At 40.5% G+C, this 16745-nt stretch carries 7 protein-coding genes; 2 read left to right on the top strand and 5 right to left on the bottom strand.

The window, feature by feature from the left end; translation table 11 throughout:
• Positions 1–112: 112 nt before the first annotated feature.
• A complete protein-coding gene (locus tag J3P37_RS13160; protein ID WP_256011709.1) occupies positions 113–2482 on the top strand; it encodes a glycoside hydrolase family 35 protein in 2370 nt (789 codons plus the stop codon).
• A gap of 512 nt (positions 2483–2994) precedes the next feature.
• Entirely contained in the window at positions 2995–3390 is a 396-nt protein-coding gene (locus tag J3P37_RS13165; RefSeq protein WP_256011710.1) for a DUF1573 domain-containing protein, read from the top strand.
• A gap of 256 nt (positions 3391–3646) precedes the next feature.
• Here J3P37_RS13165 and J3P37_RS13170 read toward each other — a convergent pair whose 3' ends face one another.
• From J3P37_RS13170 to J3P37_RS13190, 5 genes are all read right to left on the bottom strand, one after another.
• On the bottom strand, positions 3647–6448 hold the full coding sequence (locus J3P37_RS13170) for a peptidase associated domain and porin domain-containing protein (RefSeq protein WP_256011712.1): 2802 nt from the start codon (positions 6446–6448) through the stop codon (positions 3647–3649).
• A 2-nt stretch (positions 6449–6450) separates the two neighbouring features.
• Positions 6451–7659, bottom strand: a complete 1209-nt coding sequence (locus J3P37_RS13175) for a DUF4934 domain-containing protein (protein WP_256011713.1) — start codon at positions 7657–7659, stop codon at positions 6451–6453.
• Positions 7660–8063: 404 nt separating this feature from the next.
• Positions 8064–10676 carry a hypothetical protein gene (locus J3P37_RS13180; protein WP_256011715.1) on the bottom strand — a complete coding sequence of 871 codons (2613 nt, stop codon included), beginning with the start codon at positions 10674–10676 and terminating at the stop codon, positions 8064–8066.
• Positions 10677–10710: 34 nt separating this feature from the next.
• Complete coding sequence (locus tag J3P37_RS13185) at positions 10711–12537, bottom strand: right-handed parallel beta-helix repeat-containing protein (RefSeq protein WP_256011716.1); 1827 nt, start codon at positions 12535–12537, stop codon at positions 10711–10713.
• Positions 12538–12558: 21 nt separating this feature from the next.
• Positions 12559–16659 (bottom strand): hybrid sensor histidine kinase/response regulator transcription factor, encoded by a 4101-nt coding sequence (locus tag J3P37_RS13190; protein WP_256011718.1) that lies wholly within the window; start codon positions 16657–16659, stop codon positions 12559–12561.
• Positions 16660–16745 lie beyond the last annotated feature (86 nt).

Genomic DNA, 16745 nt, shown 5'->3' on the forward strand with positions numbered 1-16745 from the left:
TACAAGAGTGTTACTTTTGGTTACCTGAAGATAGTAACCATGATTTTTTTTGATCTAATATTGCGACAAACCAACTTCACAATGAATTATAAACGTAAATATCTCTTGTACTGTGAATAACTTTAATCGCTTTATTGCTATCGTACTTTTATTGTTTAGTTTTCCAGCTGTGCTACGGGCACAGCCGGTTTTTTCTACCTTCAGCGTGGGGAAAAAGCAGTTTGAGTTGAATGGAAAACCGTATGTGATCCGGGCCGCTGAATTACATTACCCGCGTATTCCCCGTGCTTACTGGGAAAAGAGAATCAAGCTTTGTAAAGCAATGGGTATGAACACCATTTGTATTTACCTGTTTTGGAATTTGCATGAGCAGCAAGAGGGAAAGTTTGACTTCAGTGGCCAAAACGATGTGGCTGAGTTTGTTCGTCTTATTCAAAAGAACGGGATGTATTGTATTGTCAGACCGGGACCGTATGTATGTGCCGAATGGGATATGGGAGGCTTGCCCTGGTGGTTACTTAAAAAGAAAGACCTCGAAGTGCGAACGCTTTCTGACAGTCATTTCATGGCACGTGCCGGACGTTTTTTAAGAAAAGCCGGTGCCGTGTTGGCGCCTCTTCAAATCCAGAACGGGGGAAATATCATAATGGTCCAGGTAGAGAACGAGTATGGGGTATGGGGTGATGATGGACATTATATGGCTGCTATCCGGGATACGATTCGTAAGGCCGGGTTTGATAAAGTTCAGCTATTCCGGTGCGATTGGTCATCGAACTTTGACCGCTACGAGGTGGCAGGAGTAGCGAGTACGCTAAATTTTGGAGCAGGGGCAAACGTAGAAAATCAGTTCGAAAAGTTTCGAAAAATAAATCCTGACGCCCCCCTGATGTGCAGCGAATATTGGACGGGCTGGTTCGACCAATGGGGCCGCCCCCATGAAACACGGGGCGTTAATTCTTTTATATGGAGCCTGAAAGATATGATGGAAAGAAAAATATCTTTCAGTCTTTATATGGCCCATGGAGGAACGTCGTTTGGTCAGTGGTCTGGGGCAAATGCCCCCTGGTATGCACCCACAGTGTCTTCGTATGACTATGATGCACCAATTAATGAGGCCGGGAAGCCAACTGATAAGTTCTTTGCGATAAGGGATTTGTTGAAAGATTATTTAAATGAAGGAGAGGTATTACCGGAAGTGCCGGATGAGCAGATTTCCCTAATCACCGTACCCCAGATCAAATTTACTAAATACGCCGCTTTGTTCGACAATCTTCCACGTCCGAACAAAAGCAAAATCGCACAGCCTATGGAGTTTTTTGACCAGGGCTGGGGACGAATTCTCTATCGCACTACAATTCCAGGCTCGGCCTCTGAAAGAAGATTGCTCATAGAAGGAGTGCACGATTATGCTCTTATCTACCTCGATGGAAAATATCTCGGTAAACTGGACCGCAGATTAAATGAGAACACGGTAAAGGTTCCGAAAGCTGCCAAAGCCGCCAGGTTGGATATTCTTGTTGAAGCAACAGGCAGGGTCAATTACGGGCGGGCAATAATAGATCGTAAGGGAATAGCCGGAAAGGTAGTATTGAAGGATGGGAATAAGGAAATGGAGGTTTCTAACTGGAATATTTACAACTTTCCGGTGGAAAGCGAGTTCCAGGAAGGGCTTAAATTTACCACTGCCATAGGGAAAGGTCCGGGCTGGTATCAGGGATCCTTCACCATTGATAAAATTGGCGACACCTACCTGGATTTGAGCAGCTGGGGAAAAGGTATGGTTTGGGTAAACGGTTACAACCTGGGGAGATACTGGAAAATAGGTCCTACACAAACAATGTTTCTTCCCGGAGTCTGGTTAAAAAAAGGTCTTAATCAGATTATAGTTTTAGATATTGAGCATGGCAATTCGGAGCGGTTGCAAGGAGTGAGGCAGGCTATCTACGAGGTAGTTCAAGATGAATCCATGTTGCACCGAAAACCGGGGGAAGAGCTGGATCTCAAGTTAGCCAAACCTGTGTTAACAGGAAGTTTGCCTAACGAACCGGGGTGGAAAAAGGTAACACTTCCTGCAACGGAGAAAGGAAGGTATTTCTGTCTTGAAGTCACTCAATCGCAATCAGAAAATGATCCGGTTACTTCGCTGGCAGAAATGGAAGTTTTAGCAGCTGATGGGAAACCACTATCTTCATTAAACTGGAGTGTAGTGTATGCTGACAGTGAAGAAGTTACGTCTATCGGAAGCTCTGCCGATAAAATTTTTGACCTCCAGGAGTCTGTTATCTGGCAAACGCAAATTACAGGCAAGAAGCCCCCGCTTCCACATGCTGTGGTAATAGACATGGGGCGCATAGAAACTGTAAGTGGAATACGTCTTTTACCCCGGGGAGATACAAATGCAACAGGTATTATAAAGGATTTTCGTTTCTACCTGCAGGATAAACCTTTTACCATTAAAAAAACTTCAGGGCAGCTAAAATAGACCTTATTGAAATATTGACTCGGCAAGTTGATTGGTGCTATGGTACAGCTGCTGATTCCTTTCGATAGAAATATCAGCAGCGGCCATAGCTTTTTTATTGTTACCTGCATGCCAAAAGTATTTCCCTCGCCATCAGAAGCAGGGCAAACCCTCTCAATGGTGCTAAGATGAAAAAAATTTTAAAAGCAGACAATTCAAAGAGTTTGCATATCAATATAGCATCAAATTAGTGAATTTGCTTTCTAACGTAACAAAAACAATCGTCTATGTAACAATCGAAGGTTTCCACTTCCTGCTTTCGGTTAAACTAATTAACCTTGTGGCTGGGTAAACTAACATTAACCGCTTCGACACGTCTTTAAAAAACGTTCTGCCGTTAGAGTTTATAATAAAAGTCCAGCTGTGTGATGATCCGAATTTTAAAGAATCAGGAACCACGTTTTTATAATATAATGAAACAGAAAGATATTGAAATATTTGAAGCGAAGTTACACTTAAACAAAACATAATCTATGAAAGCCGTGATAATACTATTTACTATGCTATTTCCAATTATAGGGATTGGCCAAAGCAAACAAGATATTACAAAGTCAAAGATATATTATGGAAAGATTAAACTTCTAACACCTGAAGTGAAATTTCCCGATTTTAAAGCTGGACAAAGCTATGTAGGACTTATCTTATTCACAAATATTTCCAATCGGAAGATGCAAATTAAGGAGATAGTTAAAGATTGCGGATGTGTTAGTACAAAAATTAGTTCTAAAACTGTAGTGCCTCAAAAGAATTTTCCCATAGAAGTGCACATTGATGACGCGAAAAGAGGCAAGTTGAACACGAAGATTTTCATTTATTTCGTCGGTGAGGAGTATCCGATAGTTGTTAACATCAAAGGGGAATTTATTTAAATGCTTTTAATCTATGTACCATCCCCACTGCTGCACTATTGTTACCGATTTTGTTGCAAATTGACTTACCGACTAAACTCTTGCGAATAGAACGAGAATCCCAAGAATTTTTGGTTACCAGTTTGATCCACTTTGTTTTTATCCCCGTTTAACTTAGCCGCATTTTCTTTTCCAGAAAATACCCGCTGGCCTCACCGTTGTTTCTTTACATAAATGTTACAGTCTCCCTGTAGCGGACGAACTTGTGCCCGCTGCTTCATTGTGATATTCCAAATTTTCTTGGATAATAGGCTAGTCCAAGCATGAAGTATTGTTGCAGAACATTATTTCTTCCAGTTGTAATGCTATTTGCGCTGCTATAACTAATTATTGTGCTGTTCTGACGAAGGATATCAAGCGCTGAAAGCTTTATTTCGGCTTGATTTCCTTTGAGGAAACGAAGAGTAGCACTTGCATTCCAAAGAATGAAATTTCGCGAGGATAAATATGTAGCCGAGTTATGATTATAATCAAGGCTGCTGTTAAAGACTATTTTTTTTGCTAAATCAAATCCTGTTGAAAATGTAGTATGATTATAAAGACTTCTTAATTTTTCAGCTTGGGAATTATTTTGATATATATATGATTGGGCAGTCTGATGTTCTAATTTAACTGATATATTTTCTTTTAACCAATAGAGTGTGCTAAAAAATAGTGATGTAGAATTGTTAATTGTGTTTACAAATTTGCCATTAATATAGCGTGGAATACTAATGTTATTTAACGTTGCTAATCCATAAACCTGCATTTGATTGGAAAAGAGAATAAGTTGACTATCGAACCTTGCTCGAAATTCATAAAAAACAGATTGGGCAATGTTTATTGGATAACTATTAACTCTTCCCTGGTGGTCATACGCAAGGCTATCTGAAAGAGCGTTACTTACCGTTCCGCTTACCACGCTAAATAGATATTGTGCATTTGACTGTTTAGATCCAACGCTTAAATGTTTGATAGAAAAGTTTAACTCCTTTTTATATCCGGGTCTCAAAGAGAAATTACCGTGCTGTTTGAAATAAATGTTAGAGCTATCAACCAGAGGAGCAACTAGGTTGACTGTCGGGTAAATAGCTGTTCTACTCCCGTCTAAACTAATTGTCGTTCGCCTATTATTTCCATTTCCTCTACTATAAGTGATTGTTGCGGCTGGAATAAAGCGTGAGTATTTACGATCAAAATTTTGCGAATGTTTTTGTGAAAAGTTCTGTTGATAAAAAAGCTGATTTTTGAGATTAAATACAATCTCAAACGATTTATCATATCGATTATTTAAAACTTTTGACCAACTTTTGAGTAAATTTAGTCCTGGTTTGATATCAACTTCTTTGTAATGAGATTGATTTGTGAGATAAGAATTAATTACATACCGGTTTAATAAGCTGTCGAAGTCGTTTACATCATTAACAAGCCGCTCGCTACTCGATTTAAGATCGGTATGAAACCCAATATTAAACAAATCGAATTGGTCTGTTTTGAACAAGTGCCTCTGTAAATTGTCCCATCTTAGACGAAAGTCATTTATCATACTAATAGTCTTATCCTTGTAGCGGCGATTATAGTTGGTTGCAAGATCAGATGGAGATTCATTGGGTGTAAAGGTGGTCTGGATACTGCGTCTACTAGATTTATCTGTAACCCGAAAAGCATAGTCCAGTTGTAGTTGTAGGGGCTTACCTAAAATTGATGCCTTAATCGCGATGTTACTTACACTATCATTATCTTCATAGGAAGTGGTGCTTTTGTTCAATATGTGTAAGGTAGAAGATGTTAAACTTGTATTGACCTGTGAGGAGTTCGAATTTTGATCGACAAATAAAGAAGGAGTAATATTCAAATCAACCCGTTCATTTTTCAATTTGTAATCAGCGGTTATCCGATGGTTGTATGAAAAAGTTGAGGTTGAGTTGAATTGCCCGAGGGAGAGACTTGAATCCGGCCGGAGTTGATTTAATGTCTGTGTAGCACTATTTATGTCGTTTAGATCTTGCTTGAAAAAATACGAAACCTCCAAACGGTTGTTTTTATCTAGTGTGGATTGAGAAATAAAGTTCTGTTGTAGGTACAGTCCAATTACTCGGGGTTTATGACTGCCTGGAAGCGAAAAGTCTGCCTGGTATGCTAAAGGCCCTCGTTCTTTAAATGAATTATATCTCATTAGCAAATCTATGCTATTTGGTACTGCATTTACATTATTTGCTGTTCCTGCAACGCTAACTTGAGTTGATGGAGAATAGAAGCTCAGCATGCCGTCAGCTGTATAGCGTGATCCTGTCCCAAGACCCAGCCCTGTTTTTCCGAAAAGACCAGCTTTGTATTCTTTCTTAAGTTTGATATTTACGTTAAATGCAGAGTCAGATGGTTTAGTTATTTTGCTTTCCGGAAAAATTTGAATTTTATCTACTACGTTTTTAGGCAGATTTTGCGTTGCAATTCTGGCATCACTACCAAAGAATGGCTTGCCATTTACAAATACATGGTTTATTGACTTGCCATTAAATGTAATCGTTCCGTCACCCCACAGCGTTATACCAGCGAGTTTGCGCATTAAATCTTCAACTACTGCATTACGATCCAGTTTAAAGGCATCCGCTTTAAATTCTAGTGTGTCACCATTCATTACAAGTGGGGGGGAATAAGCTGTAACCTTCACCTCGTTAAGGACCTTGCTTAGAGGGTGCAATTTTAGTGTATCAAAATTATATGACTGCAAATTACCCGGGATGACGAACTTTTGGCGGTATTGTTCATATCCGATATGGCTGACTACAAGTTGAAGTTGAACGTTATGAGGTAAATTTTTAAAGTAAAATCTACCATTCGAATTTGACAACTGGTATGCTACCAAACTTGTGTCATTACTTTGGTACACGGAAGCAGTTGCTGCTAACAGTGACTTTTGATCAATGGAATCAACTATAACACCGGTCGCTTTACCCGTATTTATAAGGTCGGTACTTTGACCAGACGCTTTAATTGAAAAATTTAAAATTAGGATAAGATAAAGCCTTAAATACTTCATTTTTAAATGTTGTCTTTGGGCTTTATCTGGATGATGACGGGATTATCCTTACGGCTAGCCTTTCTTAGATATGCTTTTAATAACGCAGGGTAGAATACATCTCTTTTTGCATTATTTCGCTTGTACTTTAGAAGGATATCAGATGACACGGCTGTATAAACATATTGTCCATCACTCGTTAGAAAGTTATGGTTTGCAAAGCCTACTCCGTCATGTAGATCGGTTACGGGCAAAAAATAGTTAAAATTATCTGGTTGTATATCTTTCACAGAGATGAGAGTAGCCGATTTTAAGTTGTAGATGTAAGAGTTTGACCTATTGTTCCAGCTAAGGATTTTAAAAAATAAAATATTTTTCACCTGATATGGATATCCTATGGTCGAAATAAGATTCTGATGGGCTGAAAGGAATGCGAAGCGCTTTCCCTGTAGCAAAGTGTCACTTTTAAAGCTTGAAGAAAGAGTGTATGCGGCAGGAAAGACCATTTCGTATTTCTTAGAAAAATCAGAGCTTGTTACCTGATAGATACAGTAATCGTAAGGGCGTGTATAGTAAAGAATCGTGTCTATTCCTGTTTGGTAAAAAGGTGAATGCGCCAGATTAAGGATATCTTCGCTTTGTATTGGAGCCGTCTTCATATTATAGGGTAAGTATCCAGCTAAGAGGCGTTGTTTTTGGAATAATTTGACCTCGAAATCAATGGTGTCAGGTAGGAATTTTTTACTGACCGCATACAATGATGAAGCAATTCTATCCCTATCGAAGTAATGCAAATCAGCATGCATCCGAAACTCTCTATCAGGCTCTTCAGCTATTAACTCTCCCGAAAAGTTGAAGAATAACAACTTTCCGTTTTTTCGAAAAATTATCTCCTTATTTTTTTTATTCACAAAGAAATTCTTTCGATCATTTTTGTCTCTAGTAATTCGCCCTTTGAACTCTCCGTTTTTTAAGAAGATCAGGATTGCATTAGTATTTTCATCGGAAAGAATAAAATGTTCTTCTTCTACTGTAAGAGCTGCTATTTCGCCGAAAATGCTTTCCTTAGTTGTTTGCAATGGGATGTAATTGATTTCCTGAAACGCTTCTGACGCCCTCAAAGGAATCGCTGTTGATGGATCAATATGTAACATCTGAGGTTGAGAGACCTGGCCTGATACTGTTTGGACAATTATAACTAGTGTTGCTAGCAGGAAATTTGGTTTCTCCATTTCTATGAGGTTAAAATTTAAGAAGCGTTTTACTAGAAAATGAAATGATGTTGGCTTTTAGGTTTTCCTTTTGCGTATTTATCGATATCAATCGAATGTCGGCGAAGGTTACTTCCTTGGTTTATATCTGGAAAGAAAATATGAAAGTATAATGGCTTCCCATATTTTCTATCAAGAAATATGCTGCTTTTAATTTCATTGGATCAGATTCATTGTAGACCTCTGGCATATGTTGGAAGTCTCCACGTAGATTAAATGATAGAATTTTCAGTAGTTATCTCGATTGTATTGAAGTTAATTTCTTGCAACGTTAAGCGGTTTATTTCTTAGAAGAAAATGAAAGCTTGTGATTGTTACATTAACGAACATTTATGATACGTTAAAGGAGGAGGGAAAATTATAGATCATCTTGATGAGATCGTAGTTTTACTTCTAAATTCTGCCAAATTTCCGTTCATGTCACTTCCCTGAAGAATAATAGTGTACCTCCCTGGTTGGTCTGCAGCAAAAAAGGAAACAGATGCTTTTCCTTGCTCATCGGTTATTATATTCGGTTCCCAGTGGATTGTTGAGCGGAGGTCTGGTTCAGAAGCTGTGCCGCCTTTTACTGTGTATCGAGGGCGGTAAAATTCTTTGCTTAAGCTGAAGGCCATAGGCCTATAGGAATATACCCCAGGCGTTTTGCTCAGGAAGGGGCCTTGGCCAGAACGGGTCGTGATTTCCACATAAGCGAAATCAAACTGAATACCTACTTCAATAAGTGAATCCGGCGGCAAAAAGGTGCTATTGTATCTGGCATTATACTTACTATTGTGCATCACTTCAATCCCTTTAATATCCTCAGCGGTATAATAGTCTAAAAAGCTTTTGATATGCTGAAGTCGTTCATTCGTAGTGTTGCTTCCAGGAGTAAAAGAATAATCTACATCAATCCCGTCAATTACCAGGCGAACTTCTTTAAAGAAGATGGTATAGCTTTGTATGTTAGACTTTGGCGGGAACGTTCCGATACCGAAACCTTTTACTTTCTGCTGCAGGAGATCCCCCAGGGTCATTTTACCCGCCTTTAGCATATCCTTTTCATCCAGTACCTGGTCGGCGTTACCGGCACCGTTTAAGTTTTTTGAGCCTTTCACTGTTTTCCTGGCAGTTATCACCACCTCCTTTAAGATGATGTTCGCTCCCGGAAATTTCCCAAGTTGTTCCTTCCTGCCCGTGTTTTTTTTCACATAGTTCAGCATGGTGGTATCGGTATTGATATACCAGGGAATAAGAGTATTAATGTAGCCAGTAAATACAGGTGGTCTAAATTCATCCACTTCAATCCCTACATTAAAACTGTTTCCCTTTTGGTTTTTAGCCTGGATAAAATAGACAGCTGTATCCGTTGGAAAGAAGTTCTTGAATATAAATCTTCCGTCGGCGTTGGTTAAGGTGTCCATAAATAGAAAGGGCTTTTTAGAGAGCAAGGTTACCTGGCTGTTAGACACCGGCCTATTTATAGCATTAGTCACCCTCCCCTGGACAGTAAATTCAGGCTCTCCGGCAAATAACTGTTTTTTTGCTGCATTAAAGATGTCTTTCCAATTGTAGCCCACCCAGCCCTGGGTCAGCAAAAGATTATCCAAATGCTTTCCGGCATGCGAATCTGGACCTAAATAGTATCCAGGTTCTTCTATCTCACCCTTTAGATCCGAAGTTAGGAGCACATTAGAAACGATACTGCTACCAGCCGTACTGCCTGTCTCTACCTGTCCGTCGTCGGTTACTGCAAGTGAAAAACTTCCCGATATGGGCTTTCCGTCTTTATCATTTACCTGTATATTGAGTGATATACTGTCCTTCGTATAATAAACCGGCATACTAGCTTGTATATCAACTTTCAACGCATCATTATGGTCAATATAGACCAGACGTTCATTTAAAGGCTGTTTTGAGGCATTTAACAAGGTAAGTCTTGCTATGCCCGTTGGAAATACATCTTTTGGAATATCGATGAATGATGTCTTGTCTAAGTTTAGACGTGCTGCATAACATACTACACCTCTTGCTTGACCTACTAAGTAATAAGATTCGTATCTATTAAGCACATCGGCTGAAGCGCTTATTTGCACCTGCATGAAATCTTCGCTTAGCTTGTTTATTCTGAGAACGGTTCCCGCATTGTTCACCCTGGGAAGCCTATATGTTTTTGATTCGCCATCTTTAAATATCAGCTTTGCGGTATATTCTTCTCCAGGCTGCGGTGTCAGCTCGAAAGACCCCATTCCTTTATGTTCTGAGCTAAAGTCACTTACTTTTTCCTGTTTGCTGTTATAAACAACGCCAGTCACATCTGTTCCTTTCCCATCCTCGCCGATGGCTTTAAAACCTACACGAGTGGATAGCCCGGCGACCAGGGCACCACCTTCGGGCATAAACTGCAGGTCGGTTTGCGCGGAACGCTTAAGTTCAAGGGGAAAAGTTAGACGGCGGTTGCCTTCTCCTTTAAATGGTTGAACTTGTGTGTGCAGCAGCCAATCCTGCCTTTCTGGAGCAAAATAAAACTGCTTTTTGAATACATAGTCTTCATTGAAGTTTCGCATCCAGTTCGTATAGGCTCTCAGAGTATACCCACCTTCAGAAAATTCTTTTTCATTCAGTGGGATGCTGCCCCAGCTTAGTCCGTCTACCGCCGGCACCATCATCCTTTTGACAACCTTATTGCTGTCTGTAGACAATTCTATATAAAACAATCCGCTTTTTTGGGAGGGCGTTAGAAAGGAGGCATCAAACAGGTATGCCTTGAACCAAATAGTATCTCCTATAGCGTAATACGGTTTATCAAAATGTAAATAAAGTTTTTCAATAGGGAAATGGGCACGGTTACTATCAATCAAGGATACGAGCGTTTTGACATCGTTTCCAGCAGTATTTTGAGCGTACGCTGGATCATCTTTTAAAGCAAAGCAGGTTAAACAAATAAATATTACCTTGACTAAAGATCGTCCTGTCTTGTTTAACGATAATAATTCCATTAGATCTGTCCACATGTGAAGTCTGTGTAGAGCATTATTTTGAAACCAACCCCTGCTTTTTTCCCACCTTTAACTCCTTCATCTCCATATGAGATATCGTTACAGAGCCGTCCGAAAAATTGAGTTCAATCTCATTACCTTCAATTTTAACTCGCCTGCATCCATCGAAATAGAAAATAGGATTTTTAGAAAAAGGCAAGTAGGTATCCGTTTTTTCGACTTTATTCCCTTTGAATGAAAGATTGTCCACGGATCTGGCGTAAAGCAAAGATCTGTCGTAATGTTTAAACTGATTGTTTTCAATGCGAATATTTCTGTGGTAAGGAATGGTTCGCATGCCCGAAGGCCTGATAGATGGTGTAATAGTTATCACGGCCTCTCCCCATTCAGGGCCGGAGCTAAGACAATCTTCAAATACGTTATTTCTTATAATTACATGGTTATTCGCACCCGACTCAAACCAGTGATTCAAGTCGCCTTCAATCAGGATGGCTGCTCCCGCAGTTCTGAAATAATTGTTCTCAATAATAACATCGTTCGGGGTCGTCACCAGGATACCTCTTGCCCGGTGTTTCTTTAGAATTTGGCAGTTCCTGATTTCCAGAGAAGCCGACCATGTTTTGTTTTCAAGGTAATAGCCCGCACCTATTTGTTCTGGTAGTTTATCTTGCATGGTAAGACGGTAGGAGAGGAGCCTGTTTCCTGAATGTACAGCTTCAATCTTTGTTACTGAAGTTGTAAAGGACTCCCTTTGTAGCGAAGTACTGCCGACAAAATAAATTTCGTCTCCTTCTTCCAGCAATTGTAGCCGATATCTTCCTGTTGTGGAAACTTCCAGTGTCCGATCGTCTACGCGTTTTAATGCTTTAACATATATTCCATGGCAGTTGAGGAAGTCATCACCCATGCCGGCATGTCCACAGCTGTCTACAATGATCTTCCCTCTGCAATTTGTAAAATGGGATGCATCCGCAATCGTACTGAATACTCTGCCTTTCTTTTCGTTGATCGTCATGCTCGAATTTCGTACTGTAATATTTTCGCTCCTCTCGCCTAAGATGCCGTGACTTAAGGCATGATAAACGGTGACGTGTTCAAGGACGGTGTTTTTGCTGCGGTTTATTTCTATTCCCGGGGTGATATAACGGCCGTGGTAAAGCGTTACGATAGTTCCAGCGTCGGGAATAAAAGCAGTTTTCCCATAAAATCTAAGTAGGCCGGGCTGGATTTCTTCAGCTTTCCCCAGGAATATGTTGCCCAAAGGATTGTCCCTGGTTCGATATACAATTTCTTTGTTAACCTTATCATAAAGCGTATGGAGGTTTGTGAAGGGCGACTCGAGCCTGGATGACCAGTTCTCTCCGTAAAATGTCAACATGCCATTTTCAAACCGGTATGGATACTCTTCCTTATTGATCTTTATATCAATATATTCATTGTTGGTATTAATAATTTCAGCCTGGGAAATAAAGGGTCTTTGCCAGTCGATACTTATATTCTTAATTTCGGTATCAGTGCATTCACGGATCAGAAAGGGCTTCATCTTTCCATGAAATACCAGCGATGCGCCTTTCCCATCAATGGTAACATTTTTCATCCCCTGCAGATGCAGCGCAACATTGCTAGTACCTTCCTGCTGCCAAAAGTCGAATCTTCCTTCGGAAAACTCGAAGAGCAGGTCGCTTTTATTGCTGTAGTGATCCAGCATTCTCTTCATCTGCGCGGAACAGTCTTTCCCGGTATTCGGGTGTATATTCCAGTCTGCAACCTTTATTTTGGTAGTCATGGTTTGTGAATGAACTATCCCTAAATAAAAGAAGAACGCTAATACGAGGCTTATCCAAAGTTTTGTAAATCGCATGGTGTTTTTCGTTATCTATCCTTAAGAGGAACTATTTGTGCTGGTTTCGACCTCTGCCTGCTTGCCGTATTCTTTCGGCGACACGCTGTACATCTCCTTGAAATATTTGTTGAAATGAGAATTGCTTGATATACCTACTTCGAACATTACCTCCGAAATCCTCATTGAACCACTTGACAGCAGCTGTGCGGCTCTTTTTATTCTAACCTCTCTAATAAACTCTGATGCTGTCTTTCCTACGATAGCATGTAGCTTCCTGTGCAGATTCATCCGGCTCATTCCAATCCGGTCGCAAAGTTTTTCTACGCTGAAGTTCGGGTCAGATAAGTTTTGCTCTACAATGTTCACGATCTTCTTCAAAAGCTCTTTATCTAATGATGGAACTTCCACTTCAGTTGGTTTGATGATTTCATCTTTATACATACTCACCATTAACTGGTTCTGTGATTTCAGTATATTATTGATTTTCAGGGCAAGCATTGAATAGTCGTATGGCTTGGGAATGAAATCATCTGCTCCGGCTTCGAGCGCGGCTTTTATAGTCTCGGATGAATTTTTCACACTGTGCACAATTACCGGGATGTGACTTGTTTTTGCATGCGATTTCACCTTTCGGCATACATCTATTCCATCGGAGAAGGGCATCATCAGATCGGTAAGTATCAGATCTGGTTGATATTTTGAAGCAAAATCAAAGCCTGCGGCTCCGTCAGCTGCTTCGAGAAGGTGGAAGTGGAGGTGAAGGCATTCTTTGAGATACAACCTTTGATCTTCGTTATCTTCAATGATCAGTACTGTCTTTCTGGTAAGGTTAATTTCGGGACTTTCAATAGCTTTCACATGCAGTCCTGCAGCCTCTCCCATTTGGTCATCCTGCTCTTTGGAGTGTTCCTGAATGGTTTCTGTACTGAAGCGTTGTTTCGAAACCGGAAAACTGACCAGGAATTCAGCTCCGCTCTCTGCTGACCTATTCAATCGCAGTGTTCCATGATGCATTTCGATCAGCCTCTTTGCCAGGGAGAGTCCTATGCCAGTACCCGAGTTAAAGTGATTATTGCTTTGGTAATAAAGCTCAAATATTTTTTCCTCTTCTTTCTGCTCTACTCCAATTCCTGTATCCTTAACGCTGATAGTCGCCTCCTGATCTGTCATTTCTCCATTAACTGTAAGAGTCACAGAAATAGTCCCGCCATTGGGAGTATATTTAAAAGCATTGGAAATCAGGTTAAAAACTACCTTTTCAATTTTATCTTTGTCAAACCAGGCGTGCCATTCGCGCGGGCTTTGAAAATCGAACCGAATATTTTTTTGTGCCGCCATCCAGTCGAACGACTTTTTGACCTCTAACAGCGTGTATACCAGGTCATATTCGCGTATTACAAGTTTTTCAGAATCCGAGGTGATTTTTCTAAGATCGAGGATTTGGTTAATGAGATTATAGAGTTTGAGGGTATTCCGGTGAATGATTGCAACTCTTGTGTTGGTATATTGATCGAAGGATTCAGCTTTTCCCAGCAAATCTTTAAGTGGGCTGATAATAAGGTTGAGTGGGGTGCGGATCTCGTGGGTGATGTTGGTGAAAAAGTTAAGCTTGATTTCATTTAGTTCCGTCACTTTTTCCTTTTCCAATTTTTCCCTGTAAAGCTCGTTCTTCAAGCGATTCCGGCTTCTGAAATACCTGATCACCTGATATAAGGCCCATATAGCGAACAGGCAGTAAATAAGCTTGGCCCACCATGTAGCCCATGGAGCAGGACTGATCTCGATATCAAGTGTCCGGATGTGTTTTGAATAGACACCATCATTGTTGGAAGAGGAAATTAAAAATCTGTATTTTCCCGGGTCAAGATTGCCATAGGCTGCAATTCGTTCTGAAAAATCAGTTTCTATCCAGTTTTTATCATATCCCTCAAGCTTATATCTGAATTTATTGTTTTCAGGAGCTGCAAAGTGTAGCGAGGCAAATTCGATAACAAAATCGTTCTGTTTATATGAAAGATTAATCTTGTTGGTATAGTTAATATCATTTTGCAGAATGACCGAACCATTATATTCTTCACCCGGCTTTATAGTGCGGTTGAATAGCCGGAAACCGGTAAAACCGGTTTGAGCGTGAAAAGCATTACTTGTTATTTTTTCTGGCTTAAAGTAGTTCAGTCCGTTGATGCTGCCAAAATAAAAGACGCCCTTACCGTTATTAAATGCAGCTTCAGTTAAGGTGGAGCTCAGCAGCCCGTCTTCATAGGAAAACAGCTTCGCATGATAACTGCCATTGTTGAAACGGAAAAGGCCCTGGCTGCTGCTGAGCCAGAGGTTAGAGAACTTATCTTCCATTATAGCCATTATTTTTCTGTCTGCCAGAGGAGAAACATCAATTGTTTGAATGCTTTTTACCTGAGAACCTGCATCTAAGGAGAGTTTGTTTAACCCTGCGTCTGTTCCTACCCATAGAGAATTAAAACGATCGCGGTGGAGGCACCAGACATGGTTGCTGCTTAAGCTATTTACGTTGTTTGGCTTGGGCTTATAAACAGTGATGTTATAGTTACCTGAATTGTCGTAGCTGATGCGGTTCAAGCCTCCTCCGATAGTTCCTGCCCAAATTACAGGTGCGTAGGGATCCTGGTAAACTATGTATACTGAGTTTGATGACAAGCCGTGCCCGACTGTTATTTCTTTGAATTGATTTAGTTTGCGGTTATAAATGAGGATTCCGCCCCAGGTGCCGATCCAAAGATTATTAAACCTGTCCTCGCAGATTGAGCGGGCTATAAACGCATCTTTTACAGTGCTTATTTTGTAGGTACTGCCGGCAGGTAGTACTTTGTATAAGCCGTTCTCGGTACCAATCCATAATGTTTTGTCTCTGGTTTCGACCAGGGAGCAGATCGATTTCGAATTTAGAGCATTTTTATAAGGAAATAGTTGTTTTGTGCATTTATTATATCTGTATAGACCTTCATTGAAAGTGCCGACCCAAAGATCATCGCCGGTTTCAGCAATTGCAGAAATATATTTCCCTTCATATCCAGGCAAGGCTGTCTTGTCAGACATCATTGGGTAGAAAGAAAAGAAGTTTTTAGGTGAAAGATCAGTGTAATTTATGCCTTTTTGATAAGTGCCCACCCATAGTGTATTAGAGCGGTCAACAAATAAGGTGTTGATGGAATTGTCTACCAGGTTACAGAACTCTTTTTGTGTATGGTATTGCGTTAATCCTTTTATACTTCCACTCGAATTTAATGCTATTCGATATAAGCCCGAGGTTTTGCTGCTGATCCATAGGTTGCCCTCACGATCTGCTTTTATTGCAGAAATCTGTAAGTCTACTCCTGAAAGATCCTGACGTGCGGTTATGATTCTGGGGTCTATAATGCTTAAAGCGTAAACTCCTTTTGCATGAGCCACCCAGACACTGTTGTGCTCATCAGTGAAGAGAGCTGTGATACGTAAATCACCCGGCTGGCCTATTTTTATGAATCGTTCGGGCCGGATCATTTTACCTGATCCCTTGCGGTACATATAGAGCCCCCTGTCTGTTCCTATCCATGTATTCCCGGCCCTGTCTGTAGCCAGGCTTAAAATATTTGCTCCTTTGAAGGAAGCCGGGAAAGTAATTTCTGGTTTGCTTTTCCCCATAGAAGACTCCGTAATTATTGCCAACCCTTTGTCTGAGCCCGCCCATACATGGCCATCTGCATCAATGCTCAGCGTTTGAATGGTGTTACTTGGTAGTTGAGCACCTCCAATATCAACTGTTAGAATCTTACCATCGGCCGGGTTAAGGATGTTCACGCCCCCTCCGTCTGTTCCTATCAAAATTTGTCCTTTAGCACTTTCATAAAGGCAGAGAACCCTGTTGTCAGAGAGGCTGAATTTATTGTGCGATGTATGCCTGTAGATCGTGTTGGAAGACCCATCGAAGCGGTTTAACCCGTCATACGTCCCAATCCATATAAATCCCCTCGAATCCTGTATTATAGAAGTGACCGAGTTTTGCGACAGGCCATTGTTCACAGAAAGGTAGTTGAATGAATAGTTCTGAGCCAGATCGACATCACAAGCGCTTGCCCTGCCCAGTAGGGTAAGGACTAACAGTGGTATAAAAATGTATAAGTTCATATGGGTTAGTACTGGGGAATACACAATTGTAGTCATTTGAAACCTATTTGTAAAGGCGAAAAAAGGTGATGTTACATCCGGGAAAG

It is taken from the genome of Desertivirga xinjiangensis, assembly GCF_024436435.1.
Taxonomy (GTDB): Bacteria; Bacteroidota; Bacteroidia; order Sphingobacteriales; family Sphingobacteriaceae; genus Desertivirga; species Desertivirga xinjiangensis.

Coding starts and splice junctions, on each gene's coding strand:
- J3P37_RS13180 (WP_256011715.1), bottom strand. CDS start 10,676: ATGGAATTATTATCGTTAAACAAGACAGGACGATCTTTAGTCAAGGTA.
- J3P37_RS13185 (WP_256011716.1), bottom strand. CDS start 12,537: ATGCGATTTACAAAACTTTGGATAAGCCTCGTATTAGCGTTCTTCTTT.
- J3P37_RS13170 (WP_256011712.1), bottom strand. CDS start 6,448: ATGAAGTATTTAAGGCTTTATCTTATCCTAATTTTAAATTTTTCAATT.
- J3P37_RS13165 (WP_256011710.1), top strand. CDS start 2,995: ATGAAAGCCGTGATAATACTATTTACTATGCTATTTCCAATTATAGGG.
- J3P37_RS13175 (WP_256011713.1), bottom strand. CDS start 7,659: ATGGAGAAACCAAATTTCCTGCTAGCAACACTAGTTATAATTGTCCAA.
- J3P37_RS13190 (WP_256011718.1), bottom strand. CDS start 16,659: ATGAACTTATACATTTTTATACCACTGTTAGTCCTTACCCTACTGGGC.